The 21,699-nt window shown below is 47.4% G+C and carries 20 protein-coding genes; 12 read left to right on the top strand and 8 right to left on the bottom strand.

Annotated features, from left to right (window positions below):
• Positions 1–155: 155 nt before the first annotated feature.
• Positions 156–1,472 carry a PQQ-dependent sugar dehydrogenase gene (locus tag E2R66_RS10320; RefSeq protein WP_133229154.1) on the bottom strand — a complete coding sequence of 439 codons (1,317 nt, stop codon included), beginning with the start codon at positions 1,470–1,472 and terminating at the stop codon, positions 156–158.
• A gap of 158 nt (positions 1,473–1,630) precedes the next feature.
• Here E2R66_RS10320 and E2R66_RS10325 point away from each other — a divergent pair, with 158 nt between their 5' ends.
• The gene (locus E2R66_RS10325) at positions 1,631–3,592 is read left to right on the top strand and encodes a gliding motility-associated C-terminal domain-containing protein (protein WP_133229152.1); all 1,962 of its coding nucleotides are present in this window, start codon (positions 1,631–1,633) and stop codon (positions 3,590–3,592) included.
• Between the two features lie 17 nt (positions 3,593–3,609).
• On the opposite strand, the gene E2R66_RS10330 is transcribed toward E2R66_RS10325, so the two are convergent.
• Entirely contained in the window at positions 3,610–4,131 is a 522-nt protein-coding gene (locus E2R66_RS10330; RefSeq protein ID WP_133229150.1) for an NADPH-dependent FMN reductase, read from the bottom strand.
• A 471-nt stretch (positions 4,132–4,602) separates the two neighbouring features.
• On the opposite strand from E2R66_RS10330, the gene E2R66_RS10335 reads away from it, so the two are divergent.
• From E2R66_RS10335 to lepB, 5 genes are read left to right on the top strand one after another with little or no spacing between them, the layout of a single operon-like run.
• A complete protein-coding gene (locus tag E2R66_RS10335; RefSeq protein WP_133229148.1) occupies positions 4,603–5,406 on the top strand; it encodes a ParA family protein in 804 nt (267 codons plus the stop codon).
• 5 nt (positions 5,407–5,411) lie between these two features.
• On the top strand, positions 5,412–6,332 hold the full coding sequence (locus E2R66_RS10340) for a ParB/RepB/Spo0J family partition protein (RefSeq protein ID WP_133229146.1): 921 nt from the start codon (positions 5,412–5,414) through the stop codon (positions 6,330–6,332).
• A gap of 3 nt (positions 6,333–6,335) precedes the next feature.
• Entirely contained in the window at positions 6,336–7,037 is a 702-nt protein-coding gene (locus tag E2R66_RS10345) for a DUF5683 domain-containing protein (RefSeq protein ID WP_133229144.1), read from the top strand.
• 22 nt (positions 7,038–7,059) lie between these two features.
• The gene (dapB, locus tag E2R66_RS10350; RefSeq protein ID WP_133229142.1) at positions 7,060–7,806 is read left to right on the top strand and encodes a 4-hydroxy-tetrahydrodipicolinate reductase; all 747 of its coding nucleotides are present in this window, start codon (positions 7,060–7,062) and stop codon (positions 7,804–7,806) included.
• Positions 7,807–7,838: 32 nt separating this feature from the next.
• Positions 7,839–8,966 carry a signal peptidase I gene (gene lepB / locus E2R66_RS10355; RefSeq protein WP_133229140.1) on the top strand — a complete coding sequence of 376 codons (1,128 nt, stop codon included), beginning with the start codon at positions 7,839–7,841 and terminating at the stop codon, positions 8,964–8,966.
• Positions 8,967–9,162: 196 nt separating this feature from the next.
• Here lepB and E2R66_RS10360 read toward each other — a convergent pair whose 3' ends face one another.
• From E2R66_RS10360 to E2R66_RS10380, 5 genes are all read right to left on the bottom strand, one after another.
• Positions 9,163–10,161: a Gfo/Idh/MocA family protein gene (locus E2R66_RS10360; RefSeq protein ID WP_133229138.1), complete on the bottom strand. Its 999-nt coding sequence runs from the start codon at positions 10,159–10,161 to the stop codon at positions 9,163–9,165.
• Positions 10,162–10,297: 136 nt separating this feature from the next.
• Positions 10,298–11,359, bottom strand: coding sequence for a hypothetical protein (locus tag E2R66_RS10365; protein ID WP_192901960.1), 1,062 nt, complete (start codon positions 11,357–11,359; stop codon positions 10,298–10,300).
• Positions 11,360–11,456: 97 nt separating this feature from the next.
• Positions 11,457–12,344, bottom strand: coding sequence for a class I SAM-dependent methyltransferase (locus E2R66_RS10370; RefSeq protein ID WP_133229137.1), 888 nt, complete (start codon positions 12,342–12,344; stop codon positions 11,457–11,459).
• Between the two features lie 180 nt (positions 12,345–12,524).
• Entirely contained in the window at positions 12,525–13,277 is a 753-nt protein-coding gene (locus tag E2R66_RS10375) for an ABC transporter ATP-binding protein (protein ID WP_133229135.1), read from the bottom strand.
• On the bottom strand, positions 13,274–14,005 hold the full coding sequence (locus E2R66_RS10380; RefSeq protein ID WP_133229133.1) for an MlaE family ABC transporter permease: 732 nt from the start codon (positions 14,003–14,005) through the stop codon (positions 13,274–13,276). The genes E2R66_RS10375 and E2R66_RS10380 overlap by 4 nt, the downstream gene beginning before the upstream one ends.
• A gap of 119 nt (positions 14,006–14,124) precedes the next feature.
• Between E2R66_RS10380 and E2R66_RS10385 the strand changes: the two genes are divergently transcribed.
• The 6 genes from E2R66_RS10385 (at position 14,125) to E2R66_RS10410 (ending at position 21,178) form a co-directional block, all read left to right on the top strand.
• Complete coding sequence (locus E2R66_RS10385; protein WP_133229131.1) at positions 14,125–14,832, top strand: SDR family oxidoreductase; 708 nt, start codon at positions 14,125–14,127, stop codon at positions 14,830–14,832.
• Positions 14,833–14,862: 30 nt separating this feature from the next.
• Positions 14,863–15,474 carry a PspC domain-containing protein gene (locus tag E2R66_RS10390; protein ID WP_133229129.1) on the top strand — a complete coding sequence of 204 codons (612 nt, stop codon included), beginning with the start codon at positions 14,863–14,865 and terminating at the stop codon, positions 15,472–15,474.
• A 2-nt stretch (positions 15,475–15,476) separates the two neighbouring features.
• Positions 15,477–16,454 (top strand): LiaI-LiaF-like domain-containing protein, encoded by a 978-nt coding sequence (locus tag E2R66_RS10395; protein ID WP_133229127.1) that lies wholly within the window; start codon positions 15,477–15,479, stop codon positions 16,452–16,454.
• A 52-nt stretch (positions 16,455–16,506) separates the two neighbouring features.
• Positions 16,507–17,169 (top strand): RDD family protein, encoded by a 663-nt coding sequence (locus tag E2R66_RS10400; RefSeq protein WP_133229125.1) that lies wholly within the window; start codon positions 16,507–16,509, stop codon positions 17,167–17,169.
• A gap of 386 nt (positions 17,170–17,555) precedes the next feature.
• Positions 17,556–18,512 (top strand): GLPGLI family protein, encoded by a 957-nt coding sequence (locus E2R66_RS10405; protein ID WP_133229123.1) that lies wholly within the window; start codon positions 17,556–17,558, stop codon positions 18,510–18,512.
• A complete protein-coding gene (locus E2R66_RS10410) occupies positions 18,509–21,178 on the top strand; it encodes a TonB-dependent receptor (protein ID WP_133229121.1) in 2,670 nt (889 codons plus the stop codon). The genes E2R66_RS10405 and E2R66_RS10410 overlap by 4 nt, the downstream gene beginning before the upstream one ends.
• 213 nt (positions 21,179–21,391) lie before the next feature.
• On the opposite strand, the gene E2R66_RS10415 is transcribed toward E2R66_RS10410, so the two are convergent.
• Positions 21,392–21,697, bottom strand: a complete 306-nt coding sequence (locus tag E2R66_RS10415; RefSeq protein WP_262710295.1) for a GIY-YIG nuclease family protein — start codon at positions 21,695–21,697, stop codon at positions 21,392–21,394.
• Positions 21,698–21,699: the final 2 nt, after the last annotated feature.

Below are 21,699 nucleotides of genomic sequence, written 5' to 3' on the forward strand. Positions count from 1 at the left end.
TCCTCCCTCTGTGTACTCTGTGGTAAAATTAACCACAAAGAGCACTAAGATCTTTCACAAAGGTCACAAAGTTATGTCCTTCGCCAATTTTATTTTGTTGTGCAGGTGGTTTTTTTTTTGATACAGCGTCATCCGTCAGCAACAATTACAAATTTTTACTTTACGGCTACGCGCCATATTTTATTGCCGCTGTCGTCGGCTACCAGCAGCGAGCCATCGCGGGCTGCCATTACGGCAACGGGGCGACCGTAAACTTCCTGTTTTACGCTGTCGGCTATAAACCCGGTCAGGAAATCTTCCATTTTGGCACCGGGCTTGTTATTGGCAAAGGGCACAAAAGTTACCTTATAGCCCGATAGTTTAGCGCGGTTCCAGGATCCATGCTGACCGATGAATGCACCGCCTTTGTATTTAGCGGGGAATTTATCGCCATTGTAAAATGTGAGGCCGAGGGATGCGGTATGCGCACCGAGGGCAAAATCGGGCGTGAGGGTTTTCTTCACCATATCGGGCCGTTTTACTTCGGGGCGAGGGTCCTCGTGCTGGCCAAAGTAAGCCCAGGGCCAGCCGTAAAAGCCGCCTTGTTTTACGCTGCTCAGGTAATCGGGCACCAGTTCATCGCCCAGTTCGTCGCGCTCGTTTACCACGGTGTACAGGGTGCCCGTGCCGGGTTGCAGGGCCATACCCACCGGGTTGCGCAAGCCCGCACCGTAAATGGTCTCGCCGCTACCATCGGGGTTAATCAACAGAATGTTGGCGCGACGGCGCTCGTTTTCCATACCGTGCTCGGCTATGTTGGTGCCAGAGCCAACCGATACGAAGATTTTATCGCCTGCGGCGTTGGCCAGCAGGTTGCGCGTCCAATGGTTGTTGTAGCCACCTGCGGGCAGGGACAGTATCATTTTACCGGGATCGGTTATTTTTGTTTGCCCGGCTTTATAAGGATATTGCCATAGGCCATCGGTATTGGCTACATAAAAGGAATTGCCCATAATGAGCATGCCATAGGGCTGGTTCAGCTTATCCAGAAAAACGGTTTTGGTTTCGGGGATGCCGTCGCCGTTGGCATCGCGCAGCAGGGTAATTCTGTTGGCGCTTTTATTGAGGTTTTGCGAACCGGCTGCGCCGATGATTTTGGCCCCCAGTTTTTTGATGCCTTTTAATTCGGTGTTCGCTTCGGAAACCAATATATCGCCATTAGGCGCTAGGTAGATATTGCGCGGGTTGGCCAGGCTATCGGCAAAAAGGCTTACGCTAAAGCCTGTAGGCGCTATGGGCGTCTTGCCCTTTGGCCAGCCAATAACCTTGCAGTAATTGCGTGCGGATTTTGTTTGGAAAGGGGCGGGGAGGGCAACCGTTTGGCTATCGGGAGTTTGCAGGGTATCCTGTTTGCTTAAGTCGGCCTTTTTATTTTGCGAGCATGCCGATAAAGCAACAGCCAGCAGTAGGGTTGGTATTAATTTAATTTTCATTTTATATCGTATCCGGTAAATTAATTAACCTTTTAGCCGGATGCATTGTTTTGGTGATTTATGTTTTGCATAATGTTATCCAATATTGATAATAAACATGCATCCTATCTTAAAAAGTTTATTTTTGGCGAATTAACTGTTTGTATAACAGTGTACCCATGCGACCAATAAAGCTACCTATTTTTATTTTCCTGTTTAGTGTCCTCAGCATCTTACAGGTGCATGCCCAGGTGTGTAAAGGCAGTTTGGGAGACCCGGTTATCAACCAGGATTTTGGATCGGGCAATGGACCCGGCGCACCGCTTGGCACCCTCGTAACCAGTTATAACTACACGGCCGATAGCTGCCCCAATGATGGCAGTTATTCTATCGGCAGCCGTACCAGCGGCTGCTTCAGCGGATCCTGGCATACAATTACTAAAGACCATACGGGTAACGCCAACGGCTATATGATGATCATCAATGCATCAAATAATCCCGGGCAGTTTTTTCAGCAGCTCACACCCGTGGGTGCGCTGTGCCAGAATACCACTTACGAGTTTTCGGCCTGGATATTGAACCTCATCCTGCCATCATCCTGCAATGGGCAATCATCAAGGCCAAATATTACATTTATCATCGAAACACCTGATGGTGTTGTTTTACCAACCTCGGATCCTAATACCGGTGATATTTTACCAACAAACCTGCCCGATCAATGGATTCAGAAAAGAACTTTTTTCACTACGCCGCCGGGAGTTACGCAGGTAGTATTGAAAATGATAAATAATGCGCCCGGTGGTTGCGGTAACGATTTGCTATTGGATGATATCACCTTCAGGGCCTGCGGGCCGGTGGTGCAGGCGGGTTTTGCAGGCTCGACATCAGTTACTACCCAAAATGTTTGTGAAAAGCAGCCCGCAGTTTTTGATATCAGTGCTACACCAGAAGAGGGTTACACCAGTGCGGCTTTCCAATGGCAGCGTAATTTTAACGATGGCAAGGGCTGGGTGGATACTGTTGGCGCAACCGAAAAATCCCTACATATCGTGTTTCCCAATAGCCAGGTGGGCGATTATATGTACCGCATGGGCGTGGCCGAAAGCAGCAACATATCGTCGTTAAACTGCCGTGTGTACTCAAACCCGGTTACCATAACGGTTAGCAAATATCCGGTGGTGCCCGCCATACCGCCAACAGAAGTTTGTGAGGGCGAGACACTAACCTTAACGGCCACAGGCGGCGTACTCTACAGCTGGACGGGCCCCAACCTGCCCGCCACCAGCCAGAACCAATTGGTTATCAGAAATGTAACGGCGGCCAATGCCGGGAAGTATCAGGTAACGGTTACCTCGGCGCAGGGCTGCGAAACCATCCGCTTTGCAGATGTTACCGTAAAACCAAAACCTGTGATTACGGTGAGCCAGACCGCTACGATATGCCGGTCGGCAAGTACGGTAATTACCGCCAATGCCCCGGGCGCGGCAAGTTATAGCTGGGCACCTGCAACAGGCCTGTCTGATGCCAATGTGGCAAGCCCCATTGCCAGTCCCGATGCTACTACCGTTTACACCGTAACCGTTACCGGCGCCAATGGTTGCAGCAATACCGAGCAGGTCACCGTAAAAGTAGTAGACCGGCCCACTGCCGATGCGGGGAAGGACAAGAAGATTTTCCAGGGGCAATCTGTAAAACTGGATGGCAGCAGTACTGGTGAGGTGCTAAGCTATAGCTGGTCACCCACCGATTATTTGGACGACCCGAACTCGGCAACGCCAACGGCATCGCCCATGGAAGATATTACCTACACGCTTACCGTAACATCATTAAATAATTGCTTCACCGCGCAGGACGAGGTTTTTGTGCGCGTGTATAAGAAAGTTGTTATTCCCAACACTTTCTCGCCCAATAACGATGGCACCAACGATATCTGGAACATCGAGGCGCTTGAAACTTACGCGCAAAGCACTATCAAAATATTTAACAAGAACGGGCAGCAGGTTTATGCCAGCACCGGCTACGCCAAACCATGGAACGGCACGCTTAACGGCAAACTGCTCCCTGGCGGTACGTACTACTACGTTATCGACCTGAAGAACGACTCGCCGCTGCTATCGGGCTGGGTGCTGTTGGTGCGGTAAGAGGCTTTGCAGGCCAATTAAAACTTAATAAACTTATCTATCTGTTCGTCGGTAAATTTAAGGGTATCGGGCAAATGCAGGTTGCCCTCGGCATTCAGCTCGGTCTTGATAGCGGGAATATGTAGTTTAAGCGGCATTACGTGCAGATGCATGTAGTTACATATGCCGGTAAAATGATCTATACCCCTTATGTTGCCGTACTTTCCCGAGGCCAGGCCAACCAGCGCGGCTTTCTTCTCATAAAAACTTGCCTGGAAATCGCAGGCATCCATAAATACTTTTAGCACGCCGGGGAAACTGCCGTTATACTCGGGTATCACAAAGAGGAACTTATCGGTATCGGTAATCAGTTGCTGTATCCCGGCAAATTCCTGGCTGCGTTTGCCGTAAAGATCGGTGCTGATGAAGGTTGCAGGTAGGTCTGTTAGGGCCAATAGGTTGGCCTGAACGCCTTTTTCGGCCATGCGCTTTTGGTAGTATAGGGCCAGTTTATGCGTGAAGCTATTGGGGCGGTTGGTGCCGGATACAATGGTGATCATGTGGGTTTATTGAATTTTTTAACTTGTGATTTAGCGCGTAACAGTATTATCGTACATCGTGGAATATCGTGGCTTCGCGGTTAGCCAAAAGCACTAAATAACTCATCTATCTATGAGGAGCAAAGTAACGCCCTATAAATCACTAAATCAATATCTGCCCGGTGAGTAGAGTAATGAATTAGCGAATTATTGCATAAGGATGTTGCCGAATCAGCCGTGTGCCGGTATAACAGCAATTGCCAATTTGCTAATTCAATAAATCAAAAATTTCTTAAATCAATAATTCATTAATTCAATAACTCAACTATTCCCCAATTACCCCCTAATTTGTTTGTAAGTTGACAAATGCTGTGGAATTCTCAATTGTTTTAATGCGTATCTTTATCGCGGATAAAAAACACGGCAAACCAAAAAATTTCTGCTGTGTTTTTACGTTCAAATAAACCGCTTAATTAATTTTGGATATATATAATGGGTAAGATAATAGCTTTGGCCAATCAGAAAGGCGGCGTTGGTAAAACAACGTCATCTATAAACCTGGCAGCGAGTTTAGCAGTACTTGATTACAAAACCTTGCTGCTCGATGCCGATCCGCAGGCCAATTCCACATCAGGTATAGGTTTCGATCCGCGTAATATCAAAAACAGCATCTACGAGTGTATCATCAATGATATCGACCCGCACGAAGCTATCCAGAAAACAGATACCCCCAATCTGGATCTGCTGCCCGCGCACATCGACCTGGTGGGTGCCGAGATTGAGATGATTAACCTCGCCAATCGCGAGTTTAAGATGAAAGCCGTGTTGGAGAGCATCCGCAATGAATACGATTTCATCATTATAGATTGTTCGCCATCGTTGGGTTTAATTACCATTAACGCCCTTACCGCTGCCGATTCTGTCATCATCCCGGTACAATGCGAGTACTTTGCATTGGAGGGTTTGGGCAAATTGCTTAACACCATCAAAATCGTTCAAACACGTTTGAACACTTCTCTGCAGATAGAAGGTATTTTATTAACCATGTACGATGTGCGTTTGCGCTTATCTAACCAGGTGGTTGATGAGGTAAAAACCCACTTTGAGGATATGGTTTTCGAAACCATTATACAGCGTAATACCCGCCTGAGCGAGGCGCCGAGCTTCGGGGTATCGGTAATTATGCACGATGCTAACTGTAAAGGCGCCGTAAATTACCTTAACCTGGCCCGCGAGATCATCCGCAAAAATGGCCTGGTGAAAGACGAAGAACTGGCTACTACCGTAACTGCATAAGCCCTATGAGTGTAGAGAAAAGAAACGCCCTGGGTAAGGGCCTAAGCGCGCTATTGAACGATTCGCCGAGCGTAAACACAGGCACAAGCACCGGCAGGCAAACAACGCCCGGCGGGCCCGTATCAGAAACGCAAAGCCTGGGCAACATAGGCGAAGTGAAGATAAGCGAGATAGAGGTAAATCCCTTTCAGCCCCGTACCGAATTTGACGACCAGGCCCTTGCCGACCTGAGTGCTTCCATCAAACTGCAGGGCCTTATACAGCCTATCACCGTTAGGCGCATCAACGCGCATAGCTACCAGCTAATATCGGGCGAGCGTAGGCTGCGTGCCAGCAAACTGGCCGGGCTTACACAGATACCCGCCTACATCCGCAGCGCCAACGACCAGCAGATGCTGGAGATGGCCCTGATAGAGAACATCCAGCGCGAAGACCTGAACGCCATTGAGGTGGCCCTGAGTTTTCAGCGGATGATAGACGAGCTTAAACTGAAACAAGAAGAACTGGGCGACCGCGTAAGCAAAAACCGCAGCACGGTAACCAATTACCTGCGTTTGCTTAAATTGCCGCCAACCATACAAATATCCCTGCGCGATGGCGAGATAAGCATGGGCCATGCCAAAGCCTTATTGGCTGTTGACGATGCCACCACGCAACTCTTTATACACCAGCAGATTGTAAAGCAGGGCCTATCTGTTCGCCGTGCCGAAGAGATGGCGCGCGATATACAGCAGGCACCCAATAAGCGCGAAGGCAAACAGCCCGAGCCGCTGCCTTTCCAGATGCAAAAGATACAGGACGAACTGGCTTCTAAATTCAGCACCAGGGTTAAGCTAAAAGTTAACACCCAGGGCAATGGATCCATAGAAATCCCGTTCCTATCAGAAGACGACCTGGGGCGCATACTGGAAATGCTGGACTGGTAACTTATGCTGAAACAAACTTTCGTATTCTTGCTTTTTTTAAGTTTTGCGGGCTTGTGCCATGCGCAAACTGTCGATACGGTGGTTAGGGCGAAGGATGCCGTGAAAGTTGTCAAACGCGATACTGTTGCGCGTGGCTCCTTCGCGCCCAAAATAAAAAAGGAAAAGGTTTACCACCCCGATAGTACGCACATACCCAGCCTGGCGGTAAAACGTTCGCTCCTGGTACCCGGTTGGGGGCAGGTATATAACAAAAAATACTGGAAAGTGCCGCTGATATATGGCGGCCTTGGCCTTTTGGGCGCTGCCGTAATTTACAACCAACAGTATTTTAAGCAGTTTTTGGCCCTGGCCAAACTGAACAAAGTGGGGACCGGCCAAATACCTGCCGAAACCAGTCCCCTGTACCCGCTGTATGTTAAATACAAAGTGGAATACGAACTGTATAGCCGATACGATTACCAAACCCTTGCCGATGCATCTGACGGTTACCTGCGCAACCGCGACCTCAGCATATTGGGTCTGCTGGCCGTTTGGGGCGTACAGGCTATAGATGCATATATCGATGCCAAATTCATCAACTCTTATACCGTAGATAACAACCTCTCTATGCGGGTTACCCCGGGTTTCATCAACCAGCCTGTTTTTGCATCAAATTTTAATGGTGCGTATATTCCGGGTATAAAAATTACCTTTACGCTTAAATAATAAGCTGCAATAAGATATCAGGATGAAAATCGCATTATTAGGGTACGGTAAAATGGGCAAAATTATCGAAAGCATAGCCCTCAGCCGCCAACACCAAATCGTACTTAAAATAGATAAAGACAACCAGCACGAGCTTACCGTAGAGAACCTGCAACAAGCCGATGTGGCTATTGAGTTCAGCACGCCAGGAACGGTTCTGGATAATATAAACCTTTGCCTGGAAGCGGGCGTGCCCATAGTAGTAGGCACTACAGGCTGGCACAATATGCTGGCTTCGGTACAGCAAAAATGCCAGGATGCCGGGGGCACCGTGCTATATGGTACCAACTTTAGCGTTGGGGTGAATATCTTTTTCCATGTAAATAAGCTGCTGGCCAAAATCATGAATAACTACCCGTACTATGATGTGCAGGTAGAAGAGATACACCACGTGCAGAAACTCGATTCGCCCAGTGGTACGGCTATCACCATCGCCGAAGGCATACTGGATAACCTGGATGCGAAAAAGGAATGGGTGAATATCCTCACTGGTGGCCCAACGCCCGAGGAAAGCGCGGTAACAGCCGACCAGCTACTGATAGAGAGCCACCGCATTGATAGCGTACCCGGCACCCACACCGTAATTTACGACTCGGAAGTAGATACCATCGAATTCAAACACACCGCGCACAACCGTAATGGATTTGCGCTGGGCGCTGTTTTAGCCGCAGAATGGGTGCAGGATAAGCAAGGTTTTTACTCGGTAGAGGATATGTTTAATTTTCAATAAATAGCAGATAGCTTAGTCCCAATATTAAAAAAATGAACTGGAAATTCTGGAACAAGAATAAAACGGCCAAAAAGAAAAAAAGCGCAGCTCGAGAATGGGGCGATGCCATTTTATTTGCCGTTATAGCCGCCACCGTTATTCGAACGCTTTTTATAGAGGCATACACTATCCCTACTCCTTCGATGGAGCGCTCGCTGCTGGTAGGCGATTTCCTTTTTGTAAGCAAGGTTAACTACGGTGCACGCACACCTATGACACCCGTATCCTTCCCTTTTGCGCACCATACTATGCCGCTGCTGGGTACAAAAGCCTATTGGGACGGCCTCGAACTGCCTTACTACCGCCTGCCCGGTCTGGCCGAGGTGAAGAAAGGTGACGTAGTGGTATTCAATTACCCTATGGAAGCTGATGCGCCCTTTAACCGCCCGGTAGATAAACGCGAAAACTACATTAAACGCTGCCAGGGTGCGCCCGGCGATACCATTGCCTTGCTGCATGCGCAGGTGTATGTAAACGGTAAAGCCATGCCTAACCCTCCGGGTGAGCAAACCGATTATACCATCGTAAATAACGGTACCGACCTTAACCCCGAGATAACCGACGAGCTGAAGATAACCCAATACGAAAACGGTGCCGGCCCAACAATGACTAAGGAGTCTGCCGATAAAGTACGGACCTTTTCAAACATCAAATCGATCACGGCCAACATCAAACAACCCGGTGCTGCCGACCCAACTAACCCCGTGTTCCCGGCTGCAACGCCGCAATACAAGCTGCACCCGGGCGACAAAGATTTTAACTGGAACGTAGATAATTTCGGTCCTATCATCATCCCTAAAAAAGGATGGACCGTAAAGCTGGATAGCCTAACCCTACCGGTTTATGGTCGCGCCATCGAAGTTTACGAAGGTAACAAGCTGGAGATACAAAACGGCGAGATAAAGATAAACGGCCAAAAAGCCACCACCTACACCTTCAAGATGAACTACTACTGGATGATGGGCGATAACCGCCACGATTCTGCCGATTCGCGTTTCTGGGGTTTTGTACCCGAGGACCACATTGTGGGCAAGGCACTGTTCATCTGGATGAGTTGGGACGATAACGCCTCCTTTCTCGGTAAGATCCGCTGGAGCAGGCTGTTTAGGGGGATTGAATAAGAAATCTTAAACGACAATGCCGGCGAAAGCCGGCGTTGTCGTTTAAAGCCATCGTCTTTTTCCACCGCGTCATTGCGAGGAACGAAGCAATCTCTAAGAAGGACAAGCGGCATGCAAAGCCGCCCTGCTTAACGGGAGATTGCTTCGTGCCTCGCAATGACGCGGTGGTTAGGAATTAAGTGTAGGGTTAGGCTTGCTACTCCCCAATAAATTTCAGCCCCACCTGCTTTCTTGCTTCATCAATCATCCCGATCATCCCGCGCGACATGGCGTAAGGTATTATGGGGCTCTCTACCTCGCCCGCGCGAAGTAGCTCGGCAAAGTGGGCTATCTCGTAGTTGAGGCCGCCATCGGTAAAGGGTTCATCAAGCACCACCGTTCGGCCATCGAGGTAGTTGATGGTAGCTTTGGCGGGATTCCACCAGTTTTTGTGGATGGTGACATTGCCCAGGGTGCCGCAAATCAAAGCATCGCCCTTGCCGTGCAGATCGAACCCACAGTACACTTGGGCGTAGCCATGCTGGTGCCTGCTCTGGAATATGCTGAACATATCAATCTGCGTATCATCTATATACCCCATGGCCTGTATTTCTTTCGCTTCGCCAAGCCAGGCAATAGCCAGGTAAGCCTCGTAAATGGCAATGCCCATCAGGCTGCCGCCGGCGAGTTCGTAACTAAAATTGGGGTGGCTGGGGTCTATATCCGCCACAGAAGAGCCTGCGCGCACATACGCCACGCGACCTATCGGGTCCTTTGCAACATATTCCGTCAGTTTACGGTACAGCGGGAAGAAGGGCGGTTTCATACCTTCCATAAACAAAAGTTTCTTTTCGCGTGCTACGGCAAGCACTTCATCCAGTTCGGGCAGGTTAAGGGTGGCGGGCTTCTCACAAAGAACGGGTTTACCGGCATTCAGGGCTTTGATGCAGTATTCGGCATGGCTATTTGGTAGGGTGGCAATGTACACAGCATCGATATCGCTGGCCAGCAAATCCTCAACGCTGGTGCAAGCCAGGCCGCCGTATTGGGCAACAAAGGCATCCACCGTCTCCGCCCTGCGCGACCATGAAGCCGACAGTACATTATCCGGCAACGAGTTTAATCCAAGCATAAAACGGTGCGCAATGCGCCCGCAGCCAATGATACCCCATTTGATGGGTGAGTGGTTTGAGGTGAGTGGTGAGTGGCTGGTCATACTTAACTTCAAAAATGCGATTTCCTTTTCAATAAAAAAGCCCTAAGCTGATGTTTGGTCAACTTAGGGCTTTTGTGTATAGTCAAAAGAGTGTACTATTAACCACTCTCTACTCTCCATTCACCACTCACTAAAACTACTGGTACTGTATATAAATAGGATACGGTTTGTAATTATTTAATACCTCCGTTGGAGTAAGTAGGTGGAATGGTTTTTTCTTGATGTCGTTTTTATAAAACAATTTAAAACCGGTGAATTGCACCGGTTCGCGGTCGATAAAGTAGCGGTAGGTGCCGGTTTTCAGGTCAGGTTCGCCCCAGCCATCCATATCCATTACTACCTGTACCTCGGGGCGCAATTTGATGTTTTTGTAATTGGTCACCATTTTTTTGGTGAAGCGGTGTACAACCAGGATTTTTGGCGGCAGGCCGTTCTTTTTTACGATTTTGGCCAGGTAATCAGATACGAAGTTGATATCTGCAGCATCGTAAGTGCCAATTTTTTTACCGGGCTTGCTGCCGTCTTTCATAGAAAACTCAGGGTCCATGCCAAAGTGTACTTGTGGCATTTTCAGGTATGGCTCAAACAAAGGCAGTTCCTGCTGTATAGTGCTTAACGATACCTGCACATCCAAAAACACCAATGCATGTGCCGATTTTGCCATGGCCAACACGCTGTCTATTTGTTTAAACGGCATACGGTAACGGTATTTGCCATCTTTACCGGCTGCGCCTTGTGCCACAACGGCAATGTAATGCAGTGCAGGTTGCACAGGTGTTTTAGGATCGGCTTTTTCCCATGCCTTTACTTCGCCTTTTAGTTTGGCCAGCATTTCTTTTGGCGGCAATTCGCCAAGGATGCCCATCTTTTTTGAGTATAGGTTGCCGTAAAAAGCGACAACGCGTTTAAATGGCAAAATAGCGCCGCCTAGTGGCGTGGGTTGGTTTTTAACCGGCCACCTGCCGCTGGTATCACCATGGGCGTTAAATTTCAGCAACGAATCGTACAATGCTTTATCTGTTGGCGGGTAGCTCGATTTTACTACGCTCAGCGTATCGGGGCTGTCAGTAGTTTTTTTGGCTGTAGTATCGCCTTTTTTATCGGTTGCCTTTCCGCCACCGCCGGAAGTACAATTAGTGAAGAATACAGCCGTGCACAACACGAACAGGACAGGGAAGAACAGTTTTCTTAATTTCATAGATATAGTAAAGTATGTACGTTGAGCGGCTTGCGGGGGATAATAATTTAATATTTAGATAAAAATAATTCGCGTAAAGATATAGATTCAGGGGCTATCAGGCCATATTTTTATAAAATTTACCAAATACGCCCAGGGGTAATTTAGGGCCTGCGGTAGCCTGCAGATAAAGCTCGCCTATTTCTAAATTTTCAACTTTGGGGAAAGCCTTCCTGATCAGGTTCTCGATGATTACAGAAGAAAAGCCGAGCGAATAGGTATTGAGGATGAGGAAATGTTCTTCAGGATCCAGCAGTTGGATAACATCGGTCATCATTTCGTTGATGCTATCTTCCAGCTTCCATTTTTCGCCATTGGGGCCATTACCATAAGCCGGCGGATCAAGGATAATGCCGTTATAGGTTTTGCCGCGTTTTAGCTCGCGTTTCACAAATTTTAGCGCATCCTCCACCATCCAGCGGATATCTTTTATGCCCGATAGTTCCTGGTTTTCGTTGGCCCAGCTAACCACCTGCTTTATCGAGTCTACGTGGGTGGTATCGGCACCGGCTGCCTTGGCTATCAACGATGCGCCGCCCGTGTAGGCGAACAGGTTGAGTACTTTGGGCGTTGGGGTTTTGAATTTTTTGATATTATCAGATATAAAATCCCAGTTTACGGCCTGTTCGGGGAAAATTCCGAGGTGCTTAAACGAGGTTAAACCCAGTCGGAACTTGATGGCTACATCATTATTTTTATATTCGATGTGCCAGCGGTCGGGTGTTTTAGGGTCTTTCTTTACCCAGTCGCCCGCAGTGGCAGATCGGCCTTTGAATTTAATATGGTGTATTTTTTGCCATTGATCGGCACTTAGGGTTTTGCTCCAAACGGCCTGCGGTTCGGGCCGTATGAGTACGATATTGCCAAACCGTTCCAGTTTTTCAAAGTCGCCGCAATCAATCAGCTCGTAATCTTTCCAGTGGGTTGGTGTAAGGAGTTGGATCATTATTCAGTTTGCAGTTTTTTTTCAGTTTGCAGTTGCCGGTTGGCAGTTTGCAGTTATTAAGCCGGTTCTTTATCAATAAACAACTTGCGTTGCTGATAAAGTCTGCAAATATAAGTATTACAAATTAATGCGAGTGCCACATGCAAACTGCCCACTGCAAACCGCCATCTGCCAACTGCTCTACAGTTTCTCCTTCGCCGCCTGCATAAATTTACTGGCGAATACAAATTCGTTCAGTTCTTTATTATCGGTATGAGCAATTTCTTTGTTGCTGCCTTCCCACCATTTCTGGCCCTGGTGCAAAAAGATGATATGGTCGCCTATACCCATTACCGAGTTCATATCGTGCGTAACAATAATGGTGGTCATGTTATATTCGGCGGTCAGGTCGTTGATCAGGTCATCTATAACGATGGAAGTTTTTGGGTCGAGGCCCGAGTTTGGCTCATCTACGAACAAATATTTTGGCTGCATGGATAAAGCACGGGCAATACCCACCCGTTTTTTCATCCCGCCCGATAGCTCTGCAGGGTAAAGTTTGTTTTTATCTTTCAGGTTCACCCGCTCCAGGCAAAAGTTGGCGCGGTCAAGCTTTTCAGCATGCGACTGGTTGGTGAAAAGGTTGAGCGGGAACATGATGTTTTCCTCCACTGACATAGAATCGAAAAGAGCCGAGTTCTGGAAAAGCATACCTATCTGCGTACGGATGGGAACGCGCTGGGTAAAATCCATATCGGTAAAATTCTCTTCTTCAAAAAAAACATCGCCTTTAGTAGGTTCGTGCAGGCCTACGATGCATTTTAGCAACGTGGTTTTCCCCGAGCCCGAACCGCCTATGATGAGGTTGTTTTTGCCCGTTTTAAAAGTGGCGCTGATGCCTTTAAGTACGTCGTTATCGCCAAAGGTTTTGTAGATGTCTTTTATCTCGATCATAACATTAAACGGGTGATAACCAAATCGGCAAATAATATCATTACACAACTGAACACCACGCCACGCGTAGCCGATTGCCCCACCTCTAGTGCGCCGCCCGAGGTGTAAAAACCCTGGTAGGCACAAATAGATGCGATGATGAAGCCAAATGCGCAGGCCTTAACCAGCGCTACCTGAATGGTAAGCGGCATAAAACCATCGCGCAGACCCATGATGTAGTCAGCCGGCGTTACTTCACCGCCGAAAAGGCAGGCTATCCAACCACCGGTCATACCCAATACTATAGATACGATAACCAGCATGGGTACCATGGTAACACAAGCGATTATCTTGGGGGCAATGAGGTAGCCCGGCGCGTTTACGCCCATAATTTCCAGTGCGTCTATCTGCTCGGTAACGCGCATAGTGCCAATTTGCGATGCAATACTACTGCCCACACGGCCCGCCAAAACCAATGCCGATATGGTGGGACTGAATTCCAGTATGGTAGAATCGCGGGCTATTTTGCCGGCAGTGCTTAATGGCACCAAAGGGCTGGATAGCTGGAAAGCTACCTGTATAGTGGTAGCTGCACCAATAAATAAAGAAATGATGCTGATGATACCCAGCGAACCGATACCAACCGACACCATCTCGCGCATCACTTCGGCCCAGTACACACTAAACTTTTCGGGCCGCTTAAAGCTGAGGCGAAGCAGCAGCATATATTTTCCTAAACTATAAAACATGGTAAATGCAAAATGTGGTTAAAAATACATTTTTTAATTTTAAGCTTTACGACCTGTTATAATTGAGTTACTTTTAATAAGAAAATTACCTGGCAATTGCCAAAACAATAACACCTACCATGAGCAAAAACGCATTAATAACCGGAGCAACAAAGGGCATGGGCCGTGCCGTAGCCATAGCTTTCGCTAAACAAGGAATAAACCTGTCAATTTGTTCGCGAAAAGAGCAGGAATTATTAGATTTTAAAGCCGAGATACTACAAATAGCCCCCCAAATAAGTGTACATACCCTGGTTGCCGATGTGAGTAAACGCGATGAAGTGAAAAAATTTGCCGCATTCACCGAGAAAAACATGGGTTTCGTCGACATTTTGGTGAATAACGTGGGTATGTACAAGCACAGTTTTATACTTGATGATAGCGACGATTCCTTTCAAAAACAGATAGATACCAACCTGATGCCGGCCTACGAACTGTACCGTTTCTTCGGTAAAAGCATGGTTTCTGTCGGTAAAGGGCATATATTCAATATATGCTCTATTGCAGCTATAAACCCTGTGGTAGAGGCGGGGGTATATAGCGTAACAAAGTATGCGTTACTAGGTCTTAATAAGGTAATGAAACTCGAAATGCAGCCACACGGAGTAAAAGTAACAGCAATAATCCCGGGCTCAACATTAACAGATTCGTGGGCCGGGATGACGGTTGATAAAAACAGGATGGTAATGCCGGAAGATATAGCAGAAGCCATTGTTACGATTTACAACATGAGTACAGGCGCTAACGTAGATGAGATGATCGTTACACCAAAATTTGGACAGATCTGATTATTTAAACGCAATTAAAAACTAAACAAAATGGAAAAGAAACTTTATAGGAACGAATACGGCAAGATGATAGGCGGTGTTTGTTCGGGCATTGCAGATTACTTAGGCATCGACCCTACTATCGTTCGCCTCGTATTCGTGGTATTATTTGTTACACATGGTGCAGGCTTTTTAATGTATATTATCTTATTGGTAGTGTTGCCAAAAAACAACTCGTTTGTTAACCCTAACTTTAGGCCGGGGGTAGATGATAAAGATTACCAGGTGCCACCAACACAGCCCTTCGGTCAGCCCTTTAACCAACCGTTCGGCTTCCCGCCGGTAGCGCCAAAAAAATCGTCTAATGCAGGTATGATATTCGGTGCAGTACTCATCGTATTGGGTACCATATTTTTAGCCGATGAGTTGAATTTTATCCCCGACTGGGATTTTGACAAGCTTTGGCCACTGATTATTGTTGGCGCAGGTGCTGCATTAATATTTGCCGGTAAAAAGAAAGAACCGTGGGAAAAGCATGATTGGAACGCAACTTCTGCTACAACCGCAACCGAAGTGACTGAAGACGATAAACCCAAAGCTTCTGCTTTTGATTTGAGCAAAAAAACCGACGAACCATCAACCGATAACCCTACAACTATATAATCATGAAAAGCAATAAAATAATGCCGGGCGTAGTCCTGGTTTTAATAGGAGCCCTTTTTTTGTTGGATAACTTCCATGTGATCAACTTCAGATGGGAGAATATCATCTCGCTTTGGCCGGTATTTTTGATCATGGGCGGCGTAAACCTGCTGTTATCAAACAACCCGGCCCCGTGGGCTACAGCAACAAAGATAGGCGTAGTGGTAATTTGTTTTTGTCTGCTGGCTTTTGTGCCAAATAATCACCGCTACTTTTGGAACCACCATAATGGCAACTGGAACTTTAGCGACGACGACGATGATAACGATGACAACGATACCACTTCATCGCATGGCGTATTAAAAATTGAAGGTGCCACCACCTACAGCGAGCCATACGTTGCATCAATCAAATCGGCCCATTTAAACATCAGCGGCGGCGCATCAGAGTACACCATAAAAGATACCACCGGCGAATTGTTCAATGCAGTAACCAAGGAGTTTTATAACAAATACGATTACACTCACAGCCAGGACAGCGGCGTATTTACAGCCAACCTGAAGATGAGGGACCAAAAAGGCAAAGATTTCCATTGGGATAGTGATAAGATGAACTCGGCGGTAATTAAACTGAATACTGCGCCGGAATGGGATATTAACGTAAAAACCGGTGCCAGTGCGCTTGATTTTGATTTGAGCAAATTCAAGGTACGCAACCTCATCATCAATGGCGGTGCAGCTTCTTTCGAAGTGAAGATGGGCCAACCCCTTGTAAATACTAATATTGAGGTATCTACCGGTGTATCGGGTGTTACCATCCAGATACCAGAGGATGCTGCCTGCAGCATCACTACCAGCTCGGGCCTGTCATCTAACGATTTTGAAGGTTTTGATGATAAAGGCAACAGCCACTACGAAACCCCTGGCTTTAATGCCGCCAAGAACAAGATGTACATCAAACTGAAAGGTGGCCTGTCGGGCTTCGAGGTGAAGAGGTACTAATTTATATGAAGGGCCGGGAGGGTATAGGTACAAATGTTTAATTTTGACAGATATGCAAGCTCCCGGCCTTAACAACCCTACAACTACCCAAAAATATGTGCTGGTAATAGCCGGCAAACCCGAGGGGCCCTTCAGCATAGAAGAGTTAAAGAGCCGGAAGATAAAGCCGGGCGATTTTGTTAAGAGCCCCGGGATGGACGATTATAAAGAAGCCCATGAAGTTGCCGAACTACGGCAACTTTTTGGCTTTAGCAGGCAGCCCGTGCCCATGCAGTACTTCGGCAGTTTCGATCAGCGGGCAACAGCCTCGGTGGTAGATTGGTTCCTGGTTTTTGCAGTGTTCGTGATGGCAGCTTTCCTGATAATGCTGCCACTGATGTTAATACTTCCCGGCGATGAGAATAAATATATGCGCCTGGGTATATGCGGTGCTGTAGTCGCCCTGGCCATACCCGCCAGGCTCATTTACGCGGTAGTAATGGAAAGCGGCCCAAAACAAGGCACCTACGGCAAGCAACTGCTCAAGATACGCGTATGCGATATGTACGGCGAACGCATAGATACCTCCCGAGCTTTAGGCCGCAACGCAGCCAAATTAATTTCGGTACTTACCTTTTTCATTGGCTATTTCTTCATCTTTTTCAGCAAAAAACAACAGGCTCTGCACGATATGATAGCCGAAACGGTAGTGATAAAGGATAGATTGGAAGGTTAAACAGTTGGTAACATTATATTATTAAGCAGAAAAGCGAGGAAACGTCCTCGCTTTTCTGCTTAAATAGCCCCATCGTCATTGCGAGGAACGAAGCAATCTCTAAGTTGGACAAGCCGCTCTGTAAGTCCGCCCTGCGTATCGGGAGATTGCTTCGTTCCTCGCAATGACGCGGTGGTAAGCAACCTTCCAACTCCCCCTCCCCGAAACGTTAAAAAATGTTAAAATCTACGAAATAATCGTAGATTAACTAATTGGCTAGTTATATTTGACTGGTAATTGATTGCAACCTGATTTTCAATGAAAACGTCAACTTAAAAAAATGAAAAGCCTGATTTTCTTTTTAACTTTTTCAACCACTCCAACCTTTTTAACTTAACCACAGTAAAATGAAAAGCTTAATTCTACTTTTAACGTTCGGCATCGTTGTACACAACGTTAAGGCGCAGGGCCCCGAGATGGCGAAGGCCATTGTACATTATAAATTTTCTCACCTGCGCGATACCACCCAGAAAGACAAACCCTACACCGAAAATATGGTGTTGTTTTTGGGCTCAACCACAAGCGCCTACAAAAGCTACGACCGCAAACTGCAGGATGCCATGATGAAGAAGCAGATAGAGCAGCAACTGGCCGAGCAAAAAGGTAGCGGTAATGTAAACATCAAAGTAACCGGTAGCAGGCCTACCACCCGGGTAGAGTACTACCAGTTTGCCGCTAAAGAGCAATTGGTACGCAAAGAAAACCTCATAACGCCGTACCTGATAGAGGAGCCTATGCCCATCATCAACTGGAAGATAAGCGCCGATACCGCCACATTTGGTACCCTGCTTTGCCAAAAAGCTATGGGCCATTTCAAAGGGCGCAATTATACCGCCTGGTTTTGCCCCGACCTGCCCTTCCACGCCGGGCCATGGAAACTGAACGGCCTGCCGGGCCTGATTGTAGAGGCTTACGATACCAATAAAGAAGTGGTGTTCAAGTTCGATGGGATGGAGCAGGTTACGGCATCTGATAAACCGGTAGTGGCCGCCGAACCGGCCCCTGGGCAAGGTGGCACCATAATAAAGATGGGTGGACCCGATGATAATACTGACCCTAATTTGATTGCGCTGCCCACCGACGCCGTAAAAACTACCGAAAAAGAGTTCGATAGGTTGCAGGCGGCTATGCGTAAAGACCCGCAAGCCTTTATGGCTGCTATGGGCGGCGGTAATGCGGCCATGAGGCCGGGCGGCCAGGGCCCTGGTGCTGGCGGCGGCGACAGGGTGGTGCGCTCCGTAGTAATAAACAGCGGCACACCCGATGTGATCAATAACCCGATAGAGCTGCTCGAAAAGAAATGATAAAGCTATGCAAGTTTGCGCTGGTGTGCATGTTATGCACGCTATGTGCCGCCGCGTGCCTTGCCCAAAGTATAAAAGGCACGGTTACCGATAGTTTGGGCAAGGGGATTTCCTTTGCCACTGTAAACCTCAAAAGCGGCAACCTGATACTGGCCTATGCAACTACCAACGATAAGGGCGCTTACGCCCTCGCCGTACCTGCTGATGCCGACAAAAGCAACCTGCAATTGGCCGTAAGCTGCGTGGGCTTCAAAAAGGCTACGGTTAAAGTTGAGGGGCTTGCATCGCCCTATAACTTTAAGTTGAGTTGGGCATCTAACCAATTGAAAACAGTAACCATAAAGGATAACAGCCCCCGATTGCGGGCTCATGGCGATACGCTGGATTATAAGGTATCTGATTTTGCCAGTCCGCAGGATAGGGTAATTGGCGATGTAATTAAAAAGTTGCCCGGCGTTACCGTAGCGAAGGATGGTACCATCAGCTACAACGGCAAGGCCATATCCAACTTTTACATCGGCGGCGATAACCTTACGGACGATAAATATAACATCGCCACTGGTTCTATCCCCCAGGGCGTGGTAGATAAGGTGCAGGTGCTGGATAACCATCAGCCCATCAAAATGCTGAAAGATAAGGTGGTGAGCGAGGATGTAGCCATGAACATCACCATAAAGAAAGATGCCAAATTGCAACTGGTGGGGCAGGAAACCCTGGGTGCCGGTCTGCCTGATAAATACTATGCCGATATCAACGCCATGATGTTTAAGGATAAGTATAAGGCCATTAACTACATTAAAGTGAACAACACCAACTTTGATGTAGCGGGCGATTTGGTGGCGCACAACAACTCGAGCTACCTGTCGCGGTTGGATAATGATAAGCCCGCAACCGTACTTTCTTTAGGTACCGCCGGCGACCCCGACCTGCCGCGTAACCGCTACCTGTTTAACCAGGCGGGCATCATCAACCTCAATAATCTGGTGAACCTGAAAAAGGATGTACAACTGAAGGCCAACCTCAGCTACCTGCACGATACGCAGAAACAAACCTATACCAAGTTCAGCGAGTTTTATTTGCCGACCGACACGATACGATATGCCGAAGTGCAGAAAAACAAGTACCGGCCCGATTATATGCACAGCCAGCTGAGCCTCAACATCAACAAGGATAAATTTTACCTCTATGATAATTTCGTGGCCGATTACAGCAAAAGCACAGGCTACTCGGCTTTGGTAACCAACGGTACGCCCGTGAACCAGGTTTTCAAGGATAATTTGATGGATATATCCAACGAGTTCAACTACATGAAAACCTTCAAAAAAAATGATATCATCGAACTCTACAGCTACCTTAACCGCTCTACCGAACCGGAGCTACGGGTGATAGACCCCGGCCTAAACCCCGATATTTTTAACAACGGACAGGCTTATAAGCAGCTCACCCAAACTGCCGATATCCCTACCTGGTTTACCAATAACTATGCGGGTTATAAAATACCGGGCAATAACGTAACGCAAACCTACAGGGCCGGGTTCAGCCTGCAATCGCAAACGCTGAAATCTGATCTAAGCTTAACCCAGCTGAACAACAGCAGCAATTTGGTGGCCGACAGCGCATTGAACAACTTGGATTGGCAGCGGCGAAAAATTTACGCCGAAGCAGGATACGACATTCCCGGCAGCGTCCTTAAAATCAACATCAGCCTGCCGGTAAACTACCTCAACATCCATTACAACGATGGCTATTACGGCTTGAACAAAAACCTCGACAGGCTGTATTTTAACCCGCGACTGTACGTAAAATACCAAAGCGGAGTAGAGAATTACTTTTCCGCGGGGTATAATTTCCGTAACGATATCGGCAGCATACAGGATGTGTATAACGGCTATATCCTCAAAAACTACCGCAGCCTGTACACCAACAATGCCGACTTAACCGAACGCAAAACGCAGTCGGCTAACCTGGGCTTTAATTTCCGCAGGGCTATACAGCTGTTCTTTTTCAGTATAAACGCCGGCTATATGCACCAAAATGCCAATAATATCGCATCCAGCGTGCTCACCAATAACATACAGCAGCGCATCGTTTTGCCATACGATAACAATATCGATTCCTGGTCGCTGGCGGGGAATATCAGCAAATACGCTTTCAGCTTGCGCACCACGTTCAGCGCAGGGTTGGCGGTGCAAACTACTAAGTTGAACCAGATACTGAACAACATTATCCTGCCTTACAACACCGTATCAAAAACCCTGAATTTTGGTGCGGATACCAAAGTGAGCAGCAAAGTAAACTTTAGCTACAAGGCGGGGTTCGACCAAACCACCAGCAAATCTTCCGCAGTAGCATCAACCAGCAAATTCGATCGGCTCATACAGCAGGCATCGGTTAACTACAACCCAACGGATAACCTGTTCTTCGCCATCAGCGGCGACCATTATTACACCCACCAGCAGCAAGCTAACGATTTGAAGTACATGTTTGCCGATGCGAGTCTGCGTTATAAATTCAAAAAAACAAAGATGGATGTGGAGTTAAGTGCCCAAAACCTGTTCAATACCAAAACCTACAGTGCGCTGTACCTTTCGGCAAACTCGTTCACCCAAAGCACCTACAATATCCCGGGAAGGTTTTTGCTGATGAAGGTGACGTTTAATATTTAGTGAGTGGTGAGTGGAGAATAGTGAGTAGTTGTGATTGTTGGCGAAACAAACCATCAGCATAACTCACCACCTCGTCATTGCGAGGTACGAAGCAATCTCTACGAAGGCAGAGCGGATATACAAGCCGCCGCGCATTAACCACTTCAATGACGCGTGCAGAGCAGAGCCGCTCTGCAACTCTGCCCTGCTAATCCGTCAAGCAAGCACAGGAATTTATTCTTCAAGTAGTCCATCGTATAAATCCTTCCACTCTGGGTTCATAGCGTTAACCAATTGCTTTTTATATTCCCGGCTACTGCCTTTAATTACTTTTTCTATTGCTATAGCTTCTTCAATATGTGTGTAGAAGCAGTAGTAAACTAGTTTATAGCAATTATACCGGGCGGTGAAACTTTTAGGATAAGTCTTGTTTTTATGATCCCACACGCGGCTGATGAGTTCTGATGAAACACCGGTATACAAAACCGAGTTGTATTTGTTAGTCATGATGTAGACGCAACCGCCTCCTTGAAAAACCATAT

It is taken from the genome of Mucilaginibacter psychrotolerans (assembly GCF_004519315.1).
GTDB lineage: Bacteria > Bacteroidota > Bacteroidia > Sphingobacteriales > Sphingobacteriaceae > Mucilaginibacter > Mucilaginibacter psychrotolerans.